This window comes from Pseudomonas sp. SDO52101_S400 (assembly GCF_054071635.1).
The window spans coordinates 1-15,495 of the sequence record NZ_JBSVWF010000056.1; the positions used below are offsets into that span (position 1 = coordinate 1).

The 15,495-nt window shown below is 58.7% G+C and carries 14 protein-coding genes; 4 read left to right on the forward strand and 10 right to left on the reverse strand.

Going from position 1 to position 15,495, the window contains the following annotated elements; all coding sequences use genetic code 11:
• The first annotated feature begins 180 nt into the window (after positions 1-180).
• On the forward strand, positions 181-1,665 hold the full coding sequence (locus ACW9HX_RS23440; RefSeq protein ID WP_457382425.1) for an APC family permease: 1,485 nt from the start codon (positions 181-183) through the stop codon (positions 1,663-1,665).
• 44 nt (positions 1,666-1,709) lie between these two features.
• Here the strand turns inward: ACW9HX_RS23440 and ACW9HX_RS23445 are convergent, their stop codons facing one another.
• The 3 genes from ACW9HX_RS23445 to ACW9HX_RS23455 all read right to left on the reverse strand — a co-directional run bounded on the left by ACW9HX_RS23445 (position 1,710) and on the right by ACW9HX_RS23455 (position 4,258).
• Positions 1,710-2,336: an RloB family protein gene (locus tag ACW9HX_RS23445; protein WP_457382426.1), complete on the reverse strand. Its 627-nt coding sequence runs from the start codon at positions 2,334-2,336 to the stop codon at positions 1,710-1,712.
• 2 nt (positions 2,337-2,338) lie between these two features.
• Positions 2,339-3,592, reverse strand: a complete 1,254-nt coding sequence (locus tag ACW9HX_RS23450; protein ID WP_457382427.1) for an AAA family ATPase — start codon at positions 3,590-3,592, stop codon at positions 2,339-2,341.
• 480 nt (positions 3,593-4,072) lie between these two features.
• Positions 4,073-4,258 (reverse strand): hypothetical protein, encoded by a 186-nt coding sequence (locus ACW9HX_RS23455; protein ID WP_039769577.1) that lies wholly within the window; start codon positions 4,256-4,258, stop codon positions 4,073-4,075.
• A 404-nt stretch (positions 4,259-4,662) separates the two neighbouring features.
• Between ACW9HX_RS23455 and ACW9HX_RS23460 the strand changes: the two genes are divergently transcribed.
• A complete protein-coding gene (locus ACW9HX_RS23460; RefSeq protein ID WP_457382428.1) occupies positions 4,663-6,291 on the forward strand; it encodes a glucan biosynthesis protein D in 1,629 nt (542 codons plus the stop codon).
• 121 nt (positions 6,292-6,412) lie between these two features.
• On the opposite strand, the gene ACW9HX_RS23465 is transcribed toward ACW9HX_RS23460, so the two are convergent.
• The 4 genes from ACW9HX_RS23465 to ACW9HX_RS23480 all read right to left on the reverse strand — a co-directional run bounded on the left by ACW9HX_RS23465 (position 6,413) and on the right by ACW9HX_RS23480 (position 10,683).
• On the reverse strand, positions 6,413-6,946 hold the full coding sequence (locus ACW9HX_RS23465) for a GNAT family N-acetyltransferase (protein WP_457382429.1): 534 nt from the start codon (positions 6,944-6,946) through the stop codon (positions 6,413-6,415).
• A 91-nt stretch (positions 6,947-7,037) separates the two neighbouring features.
• Positions 7,038-8,144 (reverse strand): NADH:flavin oxidoreductase/NADH oxidase, encoded by a 1,107-nt coding sequence (locus ACW9HX_RS23470; RefSeq protein ID WP_457382430.1) that lies wholly within the window; start codon positions 8,142-8,144, stop codon positions 7,038-7,040.
• Positions 8,145-8,376: 232 nt separating this feature from the next.
• A complete protein-coding gene (gene recJ, locus ACW9HX_RS23475; protein ID WP_457382431.1) occupies positions 8,377-10,086 on the reverse strand; it encodes a single-stranded-DNA-specific exonuclease RecJ in 1,710 nt (569 codons plus the stop codon).
• 54 nt (positions 10,087-10,140) lie between these two features.
• Positions 10,141-10,683: a YaeQ family protein gene (locus tag ACW9HX_RS23480; RefSeq protein ID WP_011332624.1), complete on the reverse strand. Its 543-nt coding sequence runs from the start codon at positions 10,681-10,683 to the stop codon at positions 10,141-10,143.
• 146 nt (positions 10,684-10,829) lie between these two features.
• Here ACW9HX_RS23480 and ACW9HX_RS23485 point away from each other — a divergent pair, with 146 nt between their 5' ends.
• Both ACW9HX_RS23485 and ACW9HX_RS23490 read left to right on the forward strand, forming a co-directional pair.
• Positions 10,830-12,029 (forward strand): CaiB/BaiF CoA transferase family protein, encoded by a 1,200-nt coding sequence (locus ACW9HX_RS23485; RefSeq protein ID WP_457382432.1) that lies wholly within the window; start codon positions 10,830-10,832, stop codon positions 12,027-12,029.
• Entirely contained in the window at positions 11,956-12,936 is a 981-nt protein-coding gene (locus ACW9HX_RS23490) for a TIGR02285 family protein (protein WP_457382433.1), read from the forward strand. Before ACW9HX_RS23485 ends, ACW9HX_RS23490 begins: the two co-directional genes overlap by 74 nt.
• 174 nt (positions 12,937-13,110) lie before the next feature.
• On the opposite strand, the gene ACW9HX_RS23495 is transcribed toward ACW9HX_RS23490, so the two are convergent.
• The 3 genes from ACW9HX_RS23495 to ACW9HX_RS23505 form a co-directional block, all read right to left on the reverse strand.
• On the reverse strand, positions 13,111-13,392 hold the full coding sequence (locus tag ACW9HX_RS23495) for a DUF3509 domain-containing protein (RefSeq protein ID WP_457382434.1): 282 nt from the start codon (positions 13,390-13,392) through the stop codon (positions 13,111-13,113).
• A gap of 164 nt (positions 13,393-13,556) precedes the next feature.
• Positions 13,557-13,964: a response regulator gene (locus ACW9HX_RS23500; RefSeq protein WP_457382435.1), complete on the reverse strand. Its 408-nt coding sequence runs from the start codon at positions 13,962-13,964 to the stop codon at positions 13,557-13,559.
• Positions 13,965-14,082: 118 nt separating this feature from the next.
• The gene (locus ACW9HX_RS23505; RefSeq protein WP_457382454.1) at positions 14,083-15,456 is read right to left on the reverse strand and encodes a transporter substrate-binding domain-containing protein; all 1,374 of its coding nucleotides are present in this window, start codon (positions 15,454-15,456) and stop codon (positions 14,083-14,085) included.
• Positions 15,457-15,495: the final 39 nt, after the last annotated feature.

Genomic DNA, 15,495 nt, shown 5'->3' on the forward strand with positions numbered 1-15,495 from the left:
ATGCATTCCAAATGTGGGAGCGGGCTTGCTCGCGAAGGCGTCACCCCGGTTTCAGGAAGGAAACCGGCATTACGCATCACCAGGCATTCAAAACAATAACTACCGATCCGGGCGGCGCTCACCAAGCCCCGCCACGGCTTCGGCCATCCGAAATCTGCCGATTTCACGGAGCAAACACACATGAGTGCATCACCCGATCTCTCAGCCGCCGTTGCCGACAGCGATGCCGAACAACTGCGCCAACTGGGCTACACCTCCAACTTCAACCGCAGCATGAGCCTGTGGGAAAACTTCGCGCTGGGCTTCACTTATCTGTCACCGGTCGTAGGGGTTTATACCCTGTTCGGCCTGTGCCTGGCGGCCGGCGGGCCACCGATGTTCTGGGCCTATTTGCTGGTCGGCTGCGGGCAATTGCTGGTGTGCCTGATCTTCGGTGAAGTGGTGTCGCAGTTCCCGATTTCCGGCGGTGTCTACCCGTGGGCGCGACGGCTGGTGGGCAAGAAATGGGCGTGGATGGTCGGTTGGATCTACTCCATCGCCCTGTGCGTAACCATTGCCGCCGTTGCAGTTGGCGCCGGCCCGTACCTCGCGGCCATGCTGGGTTTTGAGCCGAGCAACAACACCAACATCGTCATCGCCCTGGTGCTGACGCTGTTCGCCACCTTGGTCAACCTCAGCGGCACCAAAGTGCTGGCACGGATCGCCATGTTCGGCTTCCTCTGCGAACTGGTGGGCGCGGTGATCGTCGGCGTGTACCTGCTGATTTTCGAGCGTCACCAGCCGATCAGCGTGCTGTTCAACACCTTCGACATCAGCGTCGACGGCTCCTACCTGCCGGCCTTCCTCACCGCGTCGCTGGCGGGGATGTTCCTCTACTACGGCTTCGAAGCCTGCGGCGACGTGGCCGAAGAAACCCCGAACCCGAGCGCAAAAATCCCGGTGGCCATGCGCATGACCATCTACATCGGCGGCATCGCGGCGATGTTCGCTTGCCTCGCGCTGATCCTCGCTGTGCCGGACATGCAAGCGGTGATCAACGGCACCGACAAGGACCCGGTCACCACCATCCTCAACAACGCCTTCGGCCCCGTCGGTTCGAAAGTGGTGATGGGCGTGGTGATGATTTCCTTCATCTCCTGCGTCATCAGCCTGCAAGCGGCGGCAAGTCGTCTGCTGTACTCCTATGCTCGCGATGAAATGGTCATCGGCAGCCGACTGCTGAAAAAGATTTCTCCTACGACCCAGGTGCCAGTTGCCGCGCTGTTCGTGTCCGGCGTCCTGCCCGGCCTGATAATCGCCCTCGGCTTCTTCCTGCAAGACGCCGTGGCCACCATCGTCAGCTTCGCCGCCATCGGCATCTACCTCGCGTTCCAGATGATCGTCCTCGCCGCCCTGTACGCCCGCAGCAAAGGCTGGAAACCCAGCGGCAAATTTACCCTCGGCGCCTGGGGCTGGCCAGTGAACATCGGCGCGCTGGTGTACGGCGTCGGCGCAATCATCAACATGGCCTGGCCCCGCACGCCGGATGCGGCGTGGTACATCAACTACGCGATGGTGCTGAGCACGGCGATCGTGATTGGTCTGGGGCTGGTTTATATGTGGATTGGCAAGCCGTATGACCATGGGAAGGCGCCGGCTGGGGATGCCTGGAAGGTGGGTCGCTAACAGAACACAACCTGCCCGCAGGGATGCGGGCATGGTTCGCATGACTAGATCAATTGGGGTTTGGAGAGGGTTTCAAACTCATCCATCAGTAAATGGATTTCTGTACTTGGGTTGGGCTCACCACTGACAGAAACATCCTCAAGAATTTTCGGTGCCAGCGTTCTTGCCACATTGAATGGTTCTCCAAGCAGTTGAGTGAAATAGCTGATGTCCTTTCCCTTTTCATATCTAAACATGCCGGGCTTCGCTCTCAGGCTTTTGGTAACCAGATCACCCGGAGAGTTTTTCCCGACCGCCCTGAAAGGCTTTCGATTGAAACCAAAGTGCAGCAGAAGCCAAAACTCAAAACATGGATACGAGGCGATGACTGTGATCCTGGGATGAGACCTCGCAACATTCAGTGCCCGCTCGAAGCACAAGTGAGTATCACGATCCAACACACAGAACACTTTGTCGAACTGCTTTTGTCGCACAACCGCGCGCTCGACTATCCCGCTCGGATGCGTAATTCCGCAATGGACGATTTCAACTTGTGCCTTGGCCCGAAAATAAAATGCGGCCTCCTCCAGATAACGCTTCCCTGACTTACTGTCCTCACACAAGACCAACACTTTCGGCTGCGCCTTGAAACGTGAACCCTTTCGATCAAACGACCTGTTCGAACCCACCATTCTCAATCCCGCCTTAACAGCGGCAATCCGCGATAGCGGCCTTCGAAATAGCGTTTCTCGACATCCTCACTTTCCCGTCCCTCAAAATCGTGCACGGAAAACAGGCTGGTAGCGCCGTGGGAATCGCGTTCGGTGATCCAGAACTGATCCCGCCTAAGAACCTTTTCATTCATCAGGTGCGTGTCGTGAGTGGTAAAGATGAGCTGAGTGTTCAGACCACTGCTCAAGTGCTTGCCAATCAAGTCAGCCACGATTTCAGGATGAAGGCTGCTGTTCAGTTCATCGACACACAAGACCCCGCTACCCCCGGCCTGATTGATCATGAACCAGGGTAGCCAGAAGCCGATCAGATTCTTTGTGCCACACGATTCTTCGGAAAAGTCGAAGTCGGCATCACCTGAAATACTGGAATGCGTGAGGGTCAGCTTGTCCTTTTGCGCCGCCGCGAAGAATTCTTTCAAATTGAGTTTTCCATTGCCCGAGGTCGCTATGTCTTCGTCCGCGTTGAGTTGAATGGCCGATACGGGAATATCCAGAGCCTTGAGAAAGTCGCGAAGGTCACTCGTATGGTTCTTGACCATTTTCAGGAATCGAATCGACGCTGTGGACAAGCCGAGCATGTTGTTCTGCTCTACCACCAACAACCCGGTTTGAAACCAACTGAACGGTAAGCGCAACTGGCTCAACTCTTCGCTGCTATTGGCAACGGCTTGCGCGATAAACATCATCTTCGGACTGGTTAAACGACGCCAGGCATTGTGTACTTCCTTGCCACCCTCAAGGTTTTTACCAAACACATAGTGCTCGCCCTCCGCATCAAACTGGCGGCGATAGAGCAGGGTTTCCTTTCCTTTGGGGTAGACGAGCAATTGCTCCTGAACAACTCTCTGGGCAGTGAGTCCGAGCGCGAACCGATAGCGCAGCCCGGCTTGTATAAAGTCGTACTCAAAAAGGCTGGGCACATCATTCAAAGCCCGATCAAACCGGAAAGGTGAAACCGGCAGTGCATCGTCATTTGATCCCGAAGGCACCGCCATCAAGCGTCCCACTATCCCCATTGCGCGAATCAATGAAGATTTGCCCGAAGCGTTCGGGCCATAGATTGCCGCGACCTTCAATAAATCAGGGAGTCTTTCAGCAGTGATGGGAGGCTTGAAGGTATTACGCGATTTGCTCAGACGAGGAGTGGCCGCCATGGACAGTGTTTGCCTGTCCCGAAACGAGCGGTAATTGGAAACCGAAAATTCGATCAGCATGTAGAAAACCTGCAGTTCATTCCTGGAATTCGAATAAATAAAGGAAAAACTGCGGCTTAGGGGCTGCCTCTCTGCAGGACAGGCAAAAACAGGAAATTCCTACAGACGCTGCTTACGAGAAGGATCTTCAATTCCTACAACCAGCGTCGTCAGAGTAGACCTGGCACCGCTAGCGCCTGACCGATAGGCTTTGTCCCGTAGCAGCCCAATTAGTAACTGAGGTCGAAGCCGGAAATCTGTCAACACGGTGTTTGCCCTTCATTGAACCGTGGTTTTTCCGAACCTCAGTTCTGCGTTATGGCGGGCCGCGTGGCGCGGGCCTTCCGGTTTTGCCGTGTTGACGGGAAGTATCCCGACTTCGAACGCCACTCGGTTCGCCACCCAACTTGTCCAAGAGGTTGATGCAACCGCAGCATCCCCGATAAGTCTCAACAACGAAAAAGGGGCGAACTTCCCAGTCCGCCCCGTTGGTTTTTCACTTCAAAAGCGCGAAACACTCCTCATCGCATCCACCAGATACCGCATCGCAATCCGGTCGCTCTCCGATAACTCCCGATAACGCTCCACCAGTTTCAGTTCATCGGGACTGAGCCGGCGTCTTCGCCGGACGTTGGTGAGGCAGGGAAAGATGCCCAACATTTCGGTGATGCCTTGTCCTTTTGCCATGGACGATGTCCTTTTCCAGTACGTCAGAAATTTCTCGAAAACCGCATCGCCCTGCTCCTTTAAGCAGCGATTTGAGCCCTGCCGGTCTGATAGGTCGAGACCGGCCATGCCCATAGAATAGAAATTAAATCGGCGCTGAAAAGCGGTTTTTAGAGTAATTAGTCGAAAAAAGCAGATATGCCCTATAAATCAGAAAAGGCTGTGGGATAAGTAACCGTAACGTCTTGTTTCATTGAGACGCTGTCGCCGTGCTATCAATGAATTTTGCAAAATCGGCGAACCGATTAAGCTAGCCGGCATCTGTTACTAGTCCGTAGCGTTTGGCCGAAGGCTTGTCCGAACCGTAATTTCTGATCCAGTACGTGCCAGGAACGGCGCGGGATTGTCCACGACAGGTTGTATCTATGCACCGCAGGAATTTGCTCAAAGCGTCCATGGCCATTGCGGCCTACACCGGCCTTTCCGCCTCGGGCCTGCTCGCCGCACGCGCCTGGGCCGCCTCTGGCGGTGCCGCCGACGGTGAAGCCCAGGCCTTCGACTTCGATACGCTGAAGCGCCAGGCCAAGCAACTGGCCGGCAGTGCTTATCAGGACACCAAACAGGTGCTGCCGCCGACCCTGGCGACCATGACTCCGCAGAACTTCAACGCGATCCGTTACGACGGTGATCATTCGCTGTGGAAGGAGAACAAGGGTCAGCTCGATGTGCAGTTTTTCCATGTCGGCATGGGGTTCCGTCAACCGGTGCGCATGTACAGCGTCGATCCCAAGACCCGCACGGCCCGCGAGGTGCATTTCCGCCCTCAACTGTTCAACTACGAAAACACCTCGGTCGACACCCAGCAGCTCAAGGGCGACCTGGGGTTTGCCGGCTTCAAGCTGTTCAAGGCACCGGAGCTGGATCGGCATGACGTGGTGTCATTCCTCGGCGCCAGCTACTTCCGCGCGGTGGATGCCACTGGCCAATATGGCCTCTCCGCCCGTGGTCTGGCCGTCGACACCTACGCCAAGAAACGCGAAGAATTCCCCGACTTCACCAAGTTCTGGTTCGAGACCCCGGATCAAAATGCGACCCGCTTCGTGGTCTACGCCCTGCTCGACTCGCCGAGCGCGACCGGTGCCTATCGCTTCGACATCGATTGCCAGGCCGAGCGCGTGGTAATGGAAGTCGACGCCCACATCAATGCCCGCACCGCCATCGAACAACTGGGCATCGCGCCGATGACCAGCATGTTCAGTTGCGGCACCCACGAGCGCCGGATGTGCGACACCATCCACCCGCAAATCCACGACTCGGATCGTCTGGCCATGTGGCGCGGCAATGGCGAGTGGATCTGCCGCCCGCTGAACAACCCGGCGACCCTGCAATTCAACGCCTTCGCCGACACCGATCCGAAAGGTTTCGGTCTGGTGCAGACCGACCACGAATTCGCCAACTATCAGGACACCGTCGACTGGTACAGCAAACGTCCGAGCCTGTGGGTGGAACCTACAACCGCGTGGGGCGAAGGCTCCATCGATCTGCTGGAAATTCCTACAACCGGTGAAACCCTCGACAACATCGTTGCGTTCTGGACGCCAAAGAAACCGGTAGCCGCCGGCGACTCGCTGAATTACGGCTACAAGCTCTACTGGAGCGCCCTGCCCCCAGTCGGCACCCCGCTGGCTCGGGTGCATGCGACCCGTTCGGGCATGGGTGGATTCGTCGAAGGCTGGGCACCGGGCGAGCATTACCCGCCGGTCTGGGCCCGCCGTTTCGCCGTGGACTTCACCGGTGGCGGTCTGGATCGCCTGCCGCAGGGCACCGGGATCGAACCGGTGGTCACTTGCTCCAACGGCAAGGTGCAGGATTTCAGCGTGCTGGTGCTGGATGACATCAAGGGTTATCGGATCCTGTTCGATTGGTACCCGACCAATGACAGCGTTGAGCCAGTTGAGCTGCGTCTGTTCATCCGCACCAACGACCGCACGCTGAGCGAGACCTGGTTGTACCAGTACTTCCCGCCGGCGCCGGACAAGCGCAAGTATCCTTGATGATTCTCTGGCGTCGGATAGGGCCTCATCGCTGGCAAGCCAGCTCCCACATGGATATCGATTGATCACAGAGCTTGTGTACAACCGAAAACCTGTGGGAGCGAGCTTGCTCGCGATGGCTTCACTCCAGGCGACAGTAAAAGTGGATATCGTGAGGTTCGAGTGCAAACAGCTCGGGATCCGGTTGCGCCAGCAACCGGCAACCCTGACGCTGATAGAACTCCACGGTATTGCGCGACTCGGTCGCCGAGACATACAACGCCTCGGCACCGACCTCCCGGCCATGCTCGCAGGCCTGCGCAAACAACCGCCCGCCCAATCCCTGCCCGCGCCAGGCACGGCTGATGTGCAGAAACTTCAACTGCCGCATCTTCAGGCCCTGATTGTGAATAACCCGGTTATCCACAACCACTGCCGCCACCAGTGTCTCGCCATCAAAAAACCCGTGTAGCCACCCGCCGTTTCGCCAGCACTTATCCAATACCCGCGCATTCTCCTCTGCCTCCCCCTCGGGCCATCCGCGCATGTCGAAACGCGCCGGATACAGAATCAGCTCGCCGTTTTCCACGCAATAACACTCCTCGACCAATTCACTGCGGTCGATCAGCGCCAGCAGCGGCAAGTCCGATTCAGTCAGCTCACGTTCGATCAACATTGCGGTCCATTCCTTTGCAATTCCAAACGGCAGACAAGAAAAAACCCGCCGGATCAATGGCGGGTTTTATAGGCTTTGCGAGAGGTTGGAATCAATCCCGCAGGTCAGACTCGTGAATCGGCTGATCCCGATGGGTCGCACGTTGATACTGCGCCGGCCACACCGCTTTGCGCCCACCCAGATCATCGTCGGCATGCAGCGGCCAGTACGGATCACGCAGCAGTTCACGGGCAAGGAAGATGATGTCAGCCTGACAGGTCCGCAGAATGTGCTCGGCCTGGGCCGGCTCGGTAATCATTCCCACGGTGCCGGTGGCGATGCCTGACTCCTTGCGCACCCGTTCGGCGAAGCGCGTCTGATAACCCGGCCCCACGGGGATTTCAGCGTTGACCGCCGTGCCGCCCGATGACACATCGATCAAGTCAGCCCCCAGCGATTTCAGGCGTCGTGCCAGCTCTACGGTTTCATCGGGGTTCCAGCCGTCTTCCACCCAATCGGTAGCCGACAGGCGCACAAACACGGGCAACTCTTCCGGCCATACGGCGCGTACCGCCTCGGTCACTTGCAGCACCAGTCGAATGCGGTTTTCGAACGAACCGCCGTACTGATCGCGGCGCTGGTTGCTGAGCGGCGAAAGAAACTGGTGCAACAGATAACCGTGCGCCGCATGCACCTCTACCACACTGAAACCGGCTGCCAACGCACGTTTGGCCGCTGCCACGAAGTCCTGAATGACTTGGGCGATCTGGCTCTCATCGAGTTGTTTGGGTTGGGTGTGTTGCGGGTCGAAGGCAATCGGCGAAGGCCCGACCGGCGTCCAGCCGCCATCGTCCGGTTTGACGCTGCCGTGCTTGCCGATCCACGGCCGATGGGTGCTGGCCTTGCGCCCGGCATGGGCCAGTTGAATGCCGGCCACTGCGCCCTGCGCGTTGATGAAACGGGTGATGCGTTGCAGCGGTGCGATCTGTTCGTCGCTCCACAGGCCCAGGTCTTCGGCGGTGATCCGCCCGTCAGCCGTGATCGCCGTGGCTTCAGTGAATACCAGGCCCGCACCCCCCACTGCACGGCTGCCGAGGTGCACCAGATGCCAGTCGTTGGCCAAGCCATCGACACTCGAGTACTGGCACATTGGCGACACGGCAATGCGGTTGGGCAGGGTCAGTTGGCGAAGGGTAAAGGGTTCAAGCAGCAGACTCATGGGGCACCTCTCAAATCAGTGGGCAGGCTCCAGGGTTCTGTTTGAAAAGTCGACGAGTGACAGGAAAAAGGTACAGCACCCGCCCCCGCGGGCAAAAAATTCGACAAGACGTCACAAGGCCAATCAAGCAGTGCTTAGAGCCTAGTCGACATCCGGGGATGAGGGAGGGTTCAGAAATGAAACAGCACAATTGAAGACTCCCGCGCCCCTTCTATAAAGGGGCGCGAAGCCCTTAGCGCGGTTCGATGTGGGCAATCATCAGTTGCACGGTTTCATTACCGCGAAACTCGTTGAGATCGAGCTTGTAGGCCAGTTCAACCCATTTGATCGTCGGGTTCGGCCAGATATCGCGATCAATGCCGAAGGCGATGCCATCGAGCTTCACCGAACCGCATTCGGTTTTCAGCACCACTTTCAGGTGCCGCTCGCCGACCACGCGCTGCTCGACCAACTGGAACACGCCGTGGAACAGCGGCTCCGGGAAATGCTGGCCCCACGGCCCGGCGTGACGCAGGGCGCGAGCAAGTTCCAGATGAAACTCTTCGACCGCCAGCGTGCCGTCCGACAGCAGGCGTCCGGTCAGATCCTCTTCGCGAAGTTGCCTACGCACTTCGGCGTCGAATGCCTCGGCGAACAACGGAAAATTCTCCTGCGGCAAGGTCAGGCCAGCCGCCATCGCGTGGCCGCCGTACTTGCTGATCAGGTCCGGATGCTGCGCTGCCACCACGCTCAACGCATCGCGAATATGGAAGCCCTGGACCGAGCGCCCGGAGCCCTTGAGCAGGCCATCACCGGCATCGGCAAAGGCGATGGTCGGGCGGAAATACCGCTCCTTCATCCGCGAAGCCAGAATACCGATGACACCCTGGTGCCATTCCGGATCGAACAGGCAAAGACCGAACGGCATCGACTCGACCGGCAAGTCCTTGAGCTGGGCCAGCGCTTCACGCTGCATGCCTTGCTCGATGGATTTTCGATCCTGGTTCATGCCGTCCAGTTGCGCAGCCATTTCCCGGGCCAGCTCTGCATTCTGGGTCAGCAGGCACTCGATCCCGAGGCTCATGTCGTCCAGACGCCCCGCCGCGTTCAGACGCGGGCCGACGATAAAACCGAGGTCGGTAGAGGTAATGCGCGAAGCCTCACGCTTGGCCACTTCCAGGATCGCCTTGATCCCCGGCCGCGCACGCCCGGCGCGAATCCGCTCCAGCCCCTGGTGCACCAGAATCCGGTTGTTGGCATCCAGCGGCACCACGTCGGCAACGCTGCCCAGCGCCACCAGATCCAGCAGTTCGCCGATGTTCGGTTGTGGCTTGCTCTCGTACCAGCCGAGGCTGCGCAGGCGTGCGCGCAAAGCCATCAATACGTAGAAAATCACCCCGACTCCGGCCAGAGCCTTGCTCGGGAACTCGCAGCCTGGCTGATTCGGATTGACCAGTGCATCGGCTTGCGGCAGTTCATCGCCGGGCAAGTGGTGGTCGGTGATCAAAACCTTCAAACCATGCCGTTTCGCTGCTGCAACGCCTTCAACGCTGGAAATACCGTTGTCGACGGTAATCAACAGCTGCGGCTCGCGGGTCATCGCGACCTCGACGATTTCCGGGGTCAGGCCGTAGCCGTATTCGAAGCGGTTGGGCACCAGATAATCGACGTGCGCCGCGCCCAGCAGGCGCAAACCGAGCACACCCACGGTGCTGGCCGTCGCACCGTCGGCGTCGAAGTCGCCAACGATCAGGATCCGCTGACGCTGCTCCAGCGCCGTCACCAGCAGGTCCACCGCCGCATCGATCCCTTTGAGCTGCTGGAACGGGATCAGCCGCGCCAGGCTCTTGTCCAGCTCCGCCTCGGACTGCATGCCCCGCGCCGCGTACAGGCGGGTGAGCAGCGGTGGCAGATCACCGAGAAACGGCAGCGTGGCGGGCAACGGGCGAGGATCGATACGCATGGGGTGACAGGAACTTCTCTTGGTTACGTGGGATAAATCAGATGCGGTGCGGGATTAACCGCGCTCGCCTTGCAGCCAGGTGAGCTGGACTTCGTGCTGACCGCGATCGTCGGTGACGAAGATCGTGCCTTCGCTGATCATCACGTCCCACTTGATGACGCGTGGCATGTCCTTGGCCAGGGTCTCCAGCACTTCCTGAGGGACAGCCGCAATGTTGACGTTCTTCAGGTTTTTGATCGCCGGGATCACCTTGCCTTCCCAGACGCGCAGGCTGCCGTAGGCCAGCAGGCTGGTGCGTTCGGTGCGACGGGAGCACCAGGTCAGGCGATCCGCGTCCGGCTGGCCGACTTCGATCCAGTGCAGGACGCGGTCATCCAGGCTCTTTTCCCACAACGCTGGTTCATCCACGTCCGACAGACCACGACCAAACGACAGTTGCTCGTTGTACCAGAGCGCGTAGGCCAACAAGCGCACGGTCATGCGTTCTTCGGTTTCCGAAGGGTGGCGGGCGATGGTCTGCTTCACGTTCTCGTAGACGCTGCGGTCGAGATCGGTGAGGTTCAGTTCGAATTTGTAGGTGGTGGACGGCTGGGCCATGAACGGGCTTCTTGATACGAGGAAAGTCGGCAAGTCTAACCGATGCTGTAGGCAATCCACGAATTGATGGCGATCAACCTTGCGCGACTGACAGCCGGCTATGTTAAAACGCTGTATCCGTTCAGCCTTGTCCTACAGGATCTCGCATGCCGTTCGCCAACAAACCGCTCAGCGGTCTGAAAGTCATCGAATTGGGTACATTGATTGCCGGGCCGTTTGCTTCGCGCATTTGCGGCGAGTTCGGTGCTGAAGTGATCAAGATCGAATCGCCGGACGGCGGTGATCCGCTGCGCAAGTGGCGCAAGCTGTACGAAGGCACCTCGCTTTGGTGGTTTGTCCAGGCGCGCAACAAGAAGTCGCTGACGCTCAACCTGAAACATCCTGATGGCCTGGCGATCCTGAAAAAGCTGCTGGGTGAAGCCGATATCCTGATCGAAAACTTTCGCCCCGGCGTACTCGAAAAACTCGGCCTGAGCTGGGAAACCCTGCACGCGCTGAACCCGAAACTGGTGATGGTGCGCCTGTCCGGTTTCGGCCAGACCGGGCCGATGAAGGATCAACCAGGTTTCGGTGCGGTCGGCGAATCCATGGGCGGCCTGCGCTACATCACCGGTTTCGAAGACCGCCCGCCCGTGCGTACCGGGATTTCCATCGGCGATTCGATTGCAGCGCTGTGGGGCGTGATCGGCGCGCTGATGGCTTTGCGTCATCGCGAGGTCAACGGCGGCCTCGGCCAGGTAGTCGATGTGGCGCTGTACGAAGCGATCTTCGCGATGATGGAAAGCATGGTGCCGGAGTTCGATGTGTTCGGGTTCATTCGTGAGCGCACGGGCAACATCATGCCGGGCATCACGCCGTCGTCGATCCACACCACTGCCGACGGCAAGCACGTACAGATCGGTGCCAACGGCGATGCGATCTTCAAGCGCTTCATGCTGATCATCGGCCGAGAGGATCTGGCCAATGACCCGACACTGGCCAGCAATGACGGGCGCGACACTCGCCGTGACGAGCTGTATGGCGTGATCGATCGCTGGGTCAATTCGCTGCCGCTGCAAACCGTGCTGGACCTGCTGAACCAGGCCGAAGTCCCGGCCAGCCGGATCTTCAGCGCCGAAGACATGTTCAACGATCCGCAGTACCTGGCCCGGGAAATGTTCCTGCAGGCCAAACTGCCGGACGGCAAACCCTTCAAGATGCCGGGCATCGTGCCGAAACTCTCTGATACACCCGGCACGTCCGAATGGGTCGGACCGCAGCTCGGTGAACACAATGCGCAGGTACTCCACGATCTTGGCTACGACGAGAAGCAGATCGCCCGGCTGCGCGAAGACGGAGCCATCTGAGCTGAAGCGCCGACCGGCCTCAGCCTCCAACCGCGCCCACCATTGGTGGACGTGGCGGCTGTTCGGCCTGCTTTTTCTGCTGGTGCTCCCGGCGTGGGCGCAGGCGAAGCCGACACTGATCTGGCTGCTGCGCGACCTGCCGCCGCTGACCATTTTCGAAGGCCCGAAAAAGGGCCAGGGCGTTATCGATCAATTGATGCCGATGCTGATTGCCGGCATGCCGCAATACGAACACACCTTGATGCGGGTCAACCGCGCCCGCGGCATCCAGATGCTGCACGAAGCGTCTTTTACCTGTGATCCCTCGCTGATCTGGAGCAAAGAGCGAGCGCAGTGGATCGCGTTTTCCATTCCAGCATTTCGAGCGGTAAGCAATGGCCTCGTGGTGCGTCAAAAGGATCGCGAGATACTGATGCCGTTTCTGGCCGACGGTGAAGTTGATCTGGCTGCACTGCTGGCCAGTGGCGAGAGCAAGGTGGGAGTCGTGGCGGAGCGAAGCTACGGCGAGTTTCTCGACCATTTGCTGCGCGATGCACCGACCGAAGCGCTGACCTCGCATTACGGCAATGACGCGTTGAGCAGTCTGTTGCAGATGCAGCGCCTCGGCCGTCTCCAGGTCGTGTTGGGCTACTGGCCGGAAATCCGCTATCAGGCTCACCAGGCGCAGATTGCCGAGGATGAACTGGTCTTCTTCCCGATCCGCGGTACCGGCAAATATCTGTCAGGTTACGTAGGCTGCTCCGACACGAATCAGGGCAGACAGGCGATCACCGAGATCAACCAGTTGCTGCGCACGTTGCCCCATGACCATTTGAACCAGTTGTACGCCGACTGGCTCGACCCTGAAATGCGTCCTGACTATCTGGAGCAGGCGCGGATTTTCTTTCAACAGCAGGCCTCGGAGTGAATCCCGGGCAAAAAGAAACCCCGAGAAGTGGGGAGACGACTCGGGGTTAAACGTGGTCTGTATCAAAGACCCGTAGCAGCAAGCGACAAGCACCGGAGCACAATGCTTGCTCCTGCTGCTATGGGGTCTGACTGACCTGGATGCAGGAAGGTTCCCACAAAAGACAAATCAGTTTCAGAGGCCTGGATGCTTGTCACGGGCCGCATTGCGTAACGCAGCGATCACACAAGGCTCCAGCCGACCTTCGGCGATCAGGATATCGCGATGCAAACCGTCGACCACATCCGTCAGTTGGCGCTTGTCGTTCAATTGTGCCTGATTGAATTCGCGCTCCACCATGATGGCGCCACTGCCGTTCTTCAGTGTCACCAGGCATTCACCCTGAAGACCGCTAGGGGTCAGCGTTACCTGATACGGGCTCAGAGCCTCACCGAGCAATAGACTGATACTTTCCATCTCGATCTCCACTCAATAGTCCGAAAACACAGTGTCTGGGGCGTGTCCACAGTAAATGACCACCGGCCCGAGAAGAAAGTTCTGCATGTCGGCGGCCTCTCCCGGAGCGTCACCTACCTGAAGGAGAATGCAGGGTGAAGATGACAGAAAAATAACCAAAGGCTTCAGGCAGTGACCGGACGTCGGGGCAACGACAGATAACTGTCGAGCAGATTGCGCATCAACACCGCCGAGACCGGTGTGTGCAGTCGTCCCAGGAGTTTCATCCCGCCTTCGCCGAGCAACGGTTTCAGATCGGTCAGTAAGCTGGGCGCCACCCCCCCCAACAGAATCAGCGCTCGTGCCTCTTGCCGGGCTACCAGATGCCTGATGAGCGCCAACCCGTCGCCGCCCTTAAGCTGCGGATTGCAGATGGCGATGTCGACAGCCCCACGGCGTACCAGCGAACGCTTTGCCGCACTCAGCGACGGCGCGGTCAACACGTCATAGATACCGATGGCGTTGAGCATCTGGTGCAACGCCATCAACTGAAACGGGTCGGGTTCGAGAAGCAGGATTTTGAGCGAGCGCATTGGACGACCTCTTGAACGACAATCGCGGTTTCTCGCCGCAGTGGTTTGTCACTCTAGGGCAGTCGTCCTAAGCCTCCCATCAGAAAAGTAGCCAGGTTTTATAGGAAATTTCCCAACCTCACTGCGGACATCGACACCCGCTCTCGGTCCGCCGCTGGGTGATATCAGTCCATCCACCCAACAAGCCGCGCAACTTCCCATCGGCACCGTAAAAGGGCACTGTCCATTGATAGATGTGCCGGGAGCCACTCTTGAACAACAGCTGCCGCTTGCTGAAGCGCGTCTTGCGTGTACGCAACTGCACCATGAACTCGTCATGCAGCATCATGGCAGTCGCCTGCGGCAGTGCATCGAACTCATGCAGCGTCCGCCCATGTACCTGTTCGAGACGCACGCCAAGCGCCTCTTCATAACTGCGGTTGCACATGACCAGCCGTCCCTGCAGATCACGTACGAATACGGGGTCTGGCATCGCATCGACCAAGGCATGCTGAAAAGCCAGTTGATCGCCCAGGCCCTTTTCGGCCTCCCGGCGATGCTTTATTTCGGTGGCGAGCCGGCGATTCCATAGCAGCGAGAGGAGGCCGAACACTCCAAGCACCCCCATCCCCCAGCATCCCCATTCGATCATCCGCGCCCCTAATGAACGGGCCGGCACAGGTGAAACTCCGTTCAGCCATTTCACGCGCATGGCCCGCAACTCGGCGGCCGAGAAAGCGCCCAAGGCTTTGTTGAGGATGCTCAGCAACTCAGGCAAGCCTTTGCGTACCGCCAGATGATCCGCCTCCCACTTGCCCTCCACCAGGCCACCAACCTTGAGCAAGCCTGAGGGAAACAACTGCGCCCCGATCTCGTTTTCAATCGTGGCGTAAGCCTCGCCACTCTCCACCAGCGCCCGGGCCTCGGCGTAGGTCTTGACCGAGCGTATCTCGATCAAAGGGTGTTCCCGTCGGATACTGTCCTCCAGCGCATGCCTGGCCGGCAACACCAGCACCCGTTTGTCCAGCTCCTCAAGCGACTGCACCGCCGGCGCACCTGCACGTCCGACGAACACCCAGCCCGCCCCGCCGAACGCATGGCTGAAATCGAGGAACTGCCTGCGCTCCTCGTTCATTGCCAGCGTCGTACTGATGTCAGCGACGCCGCTTTCCAGGCGTTCCAGCATGTGGTTGGTGGAGAACGATTCCTGATGCACGAACTGCAAACCGGTCATGGCGCTGATGTGCTTGAGCACATCGTTGTTCAAGCCACTCCACTGACCGTGTTCGTCCTGAAACAGATACCGGGGATACTGCACCGAGGCGACCGTCACCCTGGGGTTTTCACGAATCCACTGTCGCTCTTGCGCGTCCAGCTCGATGGGCTGGATGTTCAACTCCACCCCGTCTGAATGCATCGTCAGATGGGCCGCCTCGGTCAATTGCAGAAACCCCGACAGCCCCAACAAAAACAACCAGCTCAGCGCTGGCCTCAATCCTGAATAAAACCGCATTGCCACATCCTTCGTCATCGACTCGCCCGTCCTTCGTGG

What these genes read in the sequence shown, in the direction of transcription:
- ACW9HX_RS23440 (WP_457382425.1), top strand. Translation starts at nt 181, where the DNA reads ATGAGTGCATCACCCGATCTCTCAGCCGCCGTTGCCGACAGCGATGCC.
- ACW9HX_RS23445 (WP_457382426.1), bottom strand. Translation starts at nt 2,336, where the DNA reads ATGGTGGGTTCGAACAGGTCGTTTGATCGAAAGGGTTCACGTTTCAAG.
- ACW9HX_RS23450 (WP_457382427.1), bottom strand. Translation starts at nt 3,592, where the DNA reads ATGCTGATCGAATTTTCGGTTTCCAATTACCGCTCGTTTCGGGACAGG.
- ACW9HX_RS23455 (WP_039769577.1), bottom strand. Translation starts at nt 4,258, where the DNA reads ATGGCAAAAGGACAAGGCATCACCGAAATGTTGGGCATCTTTCCCTGC.
- ACW9HX_RS23460 (WP_457382428.1), top strand. Translation starts at nt 4,663, where the DNA reads ATGCACCGCAGGAATTTGCTCAAAGCGTCCATGGCCATTGCGGCCTAC.
- ACW9HX_RS23465 (WP_457382429.1), bottom strand. Translation starts at nt 6,946, where the DNA reads ATGTTGATCGAACGTGAGCTGACTGAATCGGACTTGCCGCTGCTGGCG.
- ACW9HX_RS23470 (WP_457382430.1), bottom strand. Translation starts at nt 8,144, where the DNA reads ATGAGTCTGCTGCTTGAACCCTTTACCCTTCGCCAACTGACCCTGCCC.
- recJ (WP_457382431.1), bottom strand. Translation starts at nt 10,086, where the DNA reads ATGCGTATCGATCCTCGCCCGTTGCCCGCCACGCTGCCGTTTCTCGGT.
- ACW9HX_RS23480 (WP_011332624.1), bottom strand. Translation starts at nt 10,683, where the DNA reads ATGGCCCAGCCGTCCACCACCTACAAATTCGAACTGAACCTCACCGAT.
- ACW9HX_RS23485 (WP_457382432.1), top strand. Translation starts at nt 10,830, where the DNA reads ATGCCGTTCGCCAACAAACCGCTCAGCGGTCTGAAAGTCATCGAATTG.
- ACW9HX_RS23490 (WP_457382433.1), top strand. Translation starts at nt 11,956, where the DNA reads ATGCGCAGGTACTCCACGATCTTGGCTACGACGAGAAGCAGATCGCCC.
- ACW9HX_RS23495 (WP_457382434.1), bottom strand. Translation starts at nt 13,392, where the DNA reads ATGGAAAGTATCAGTCTATTGCTCGGTGAGGCTCTGAGCCCGTATCAG.
- ACW9HX_RS23500 (WP_457382435.1), bottom strand. Translation starts at nt 13,964, where the DNA reads ATGCGCTCGCTCAAAATCCTGCTTCTCGAACCCGACCCGTTTCAGTTG.
- ACW9HX_RS23505 (WP_457382454.1), bottom strand. Translation starts at nt 15,456, where the DNA reads ATGCGGTTTTATTCAGGATTGAGGCCAGCGCTGAGCTGGTTGTTTTTG.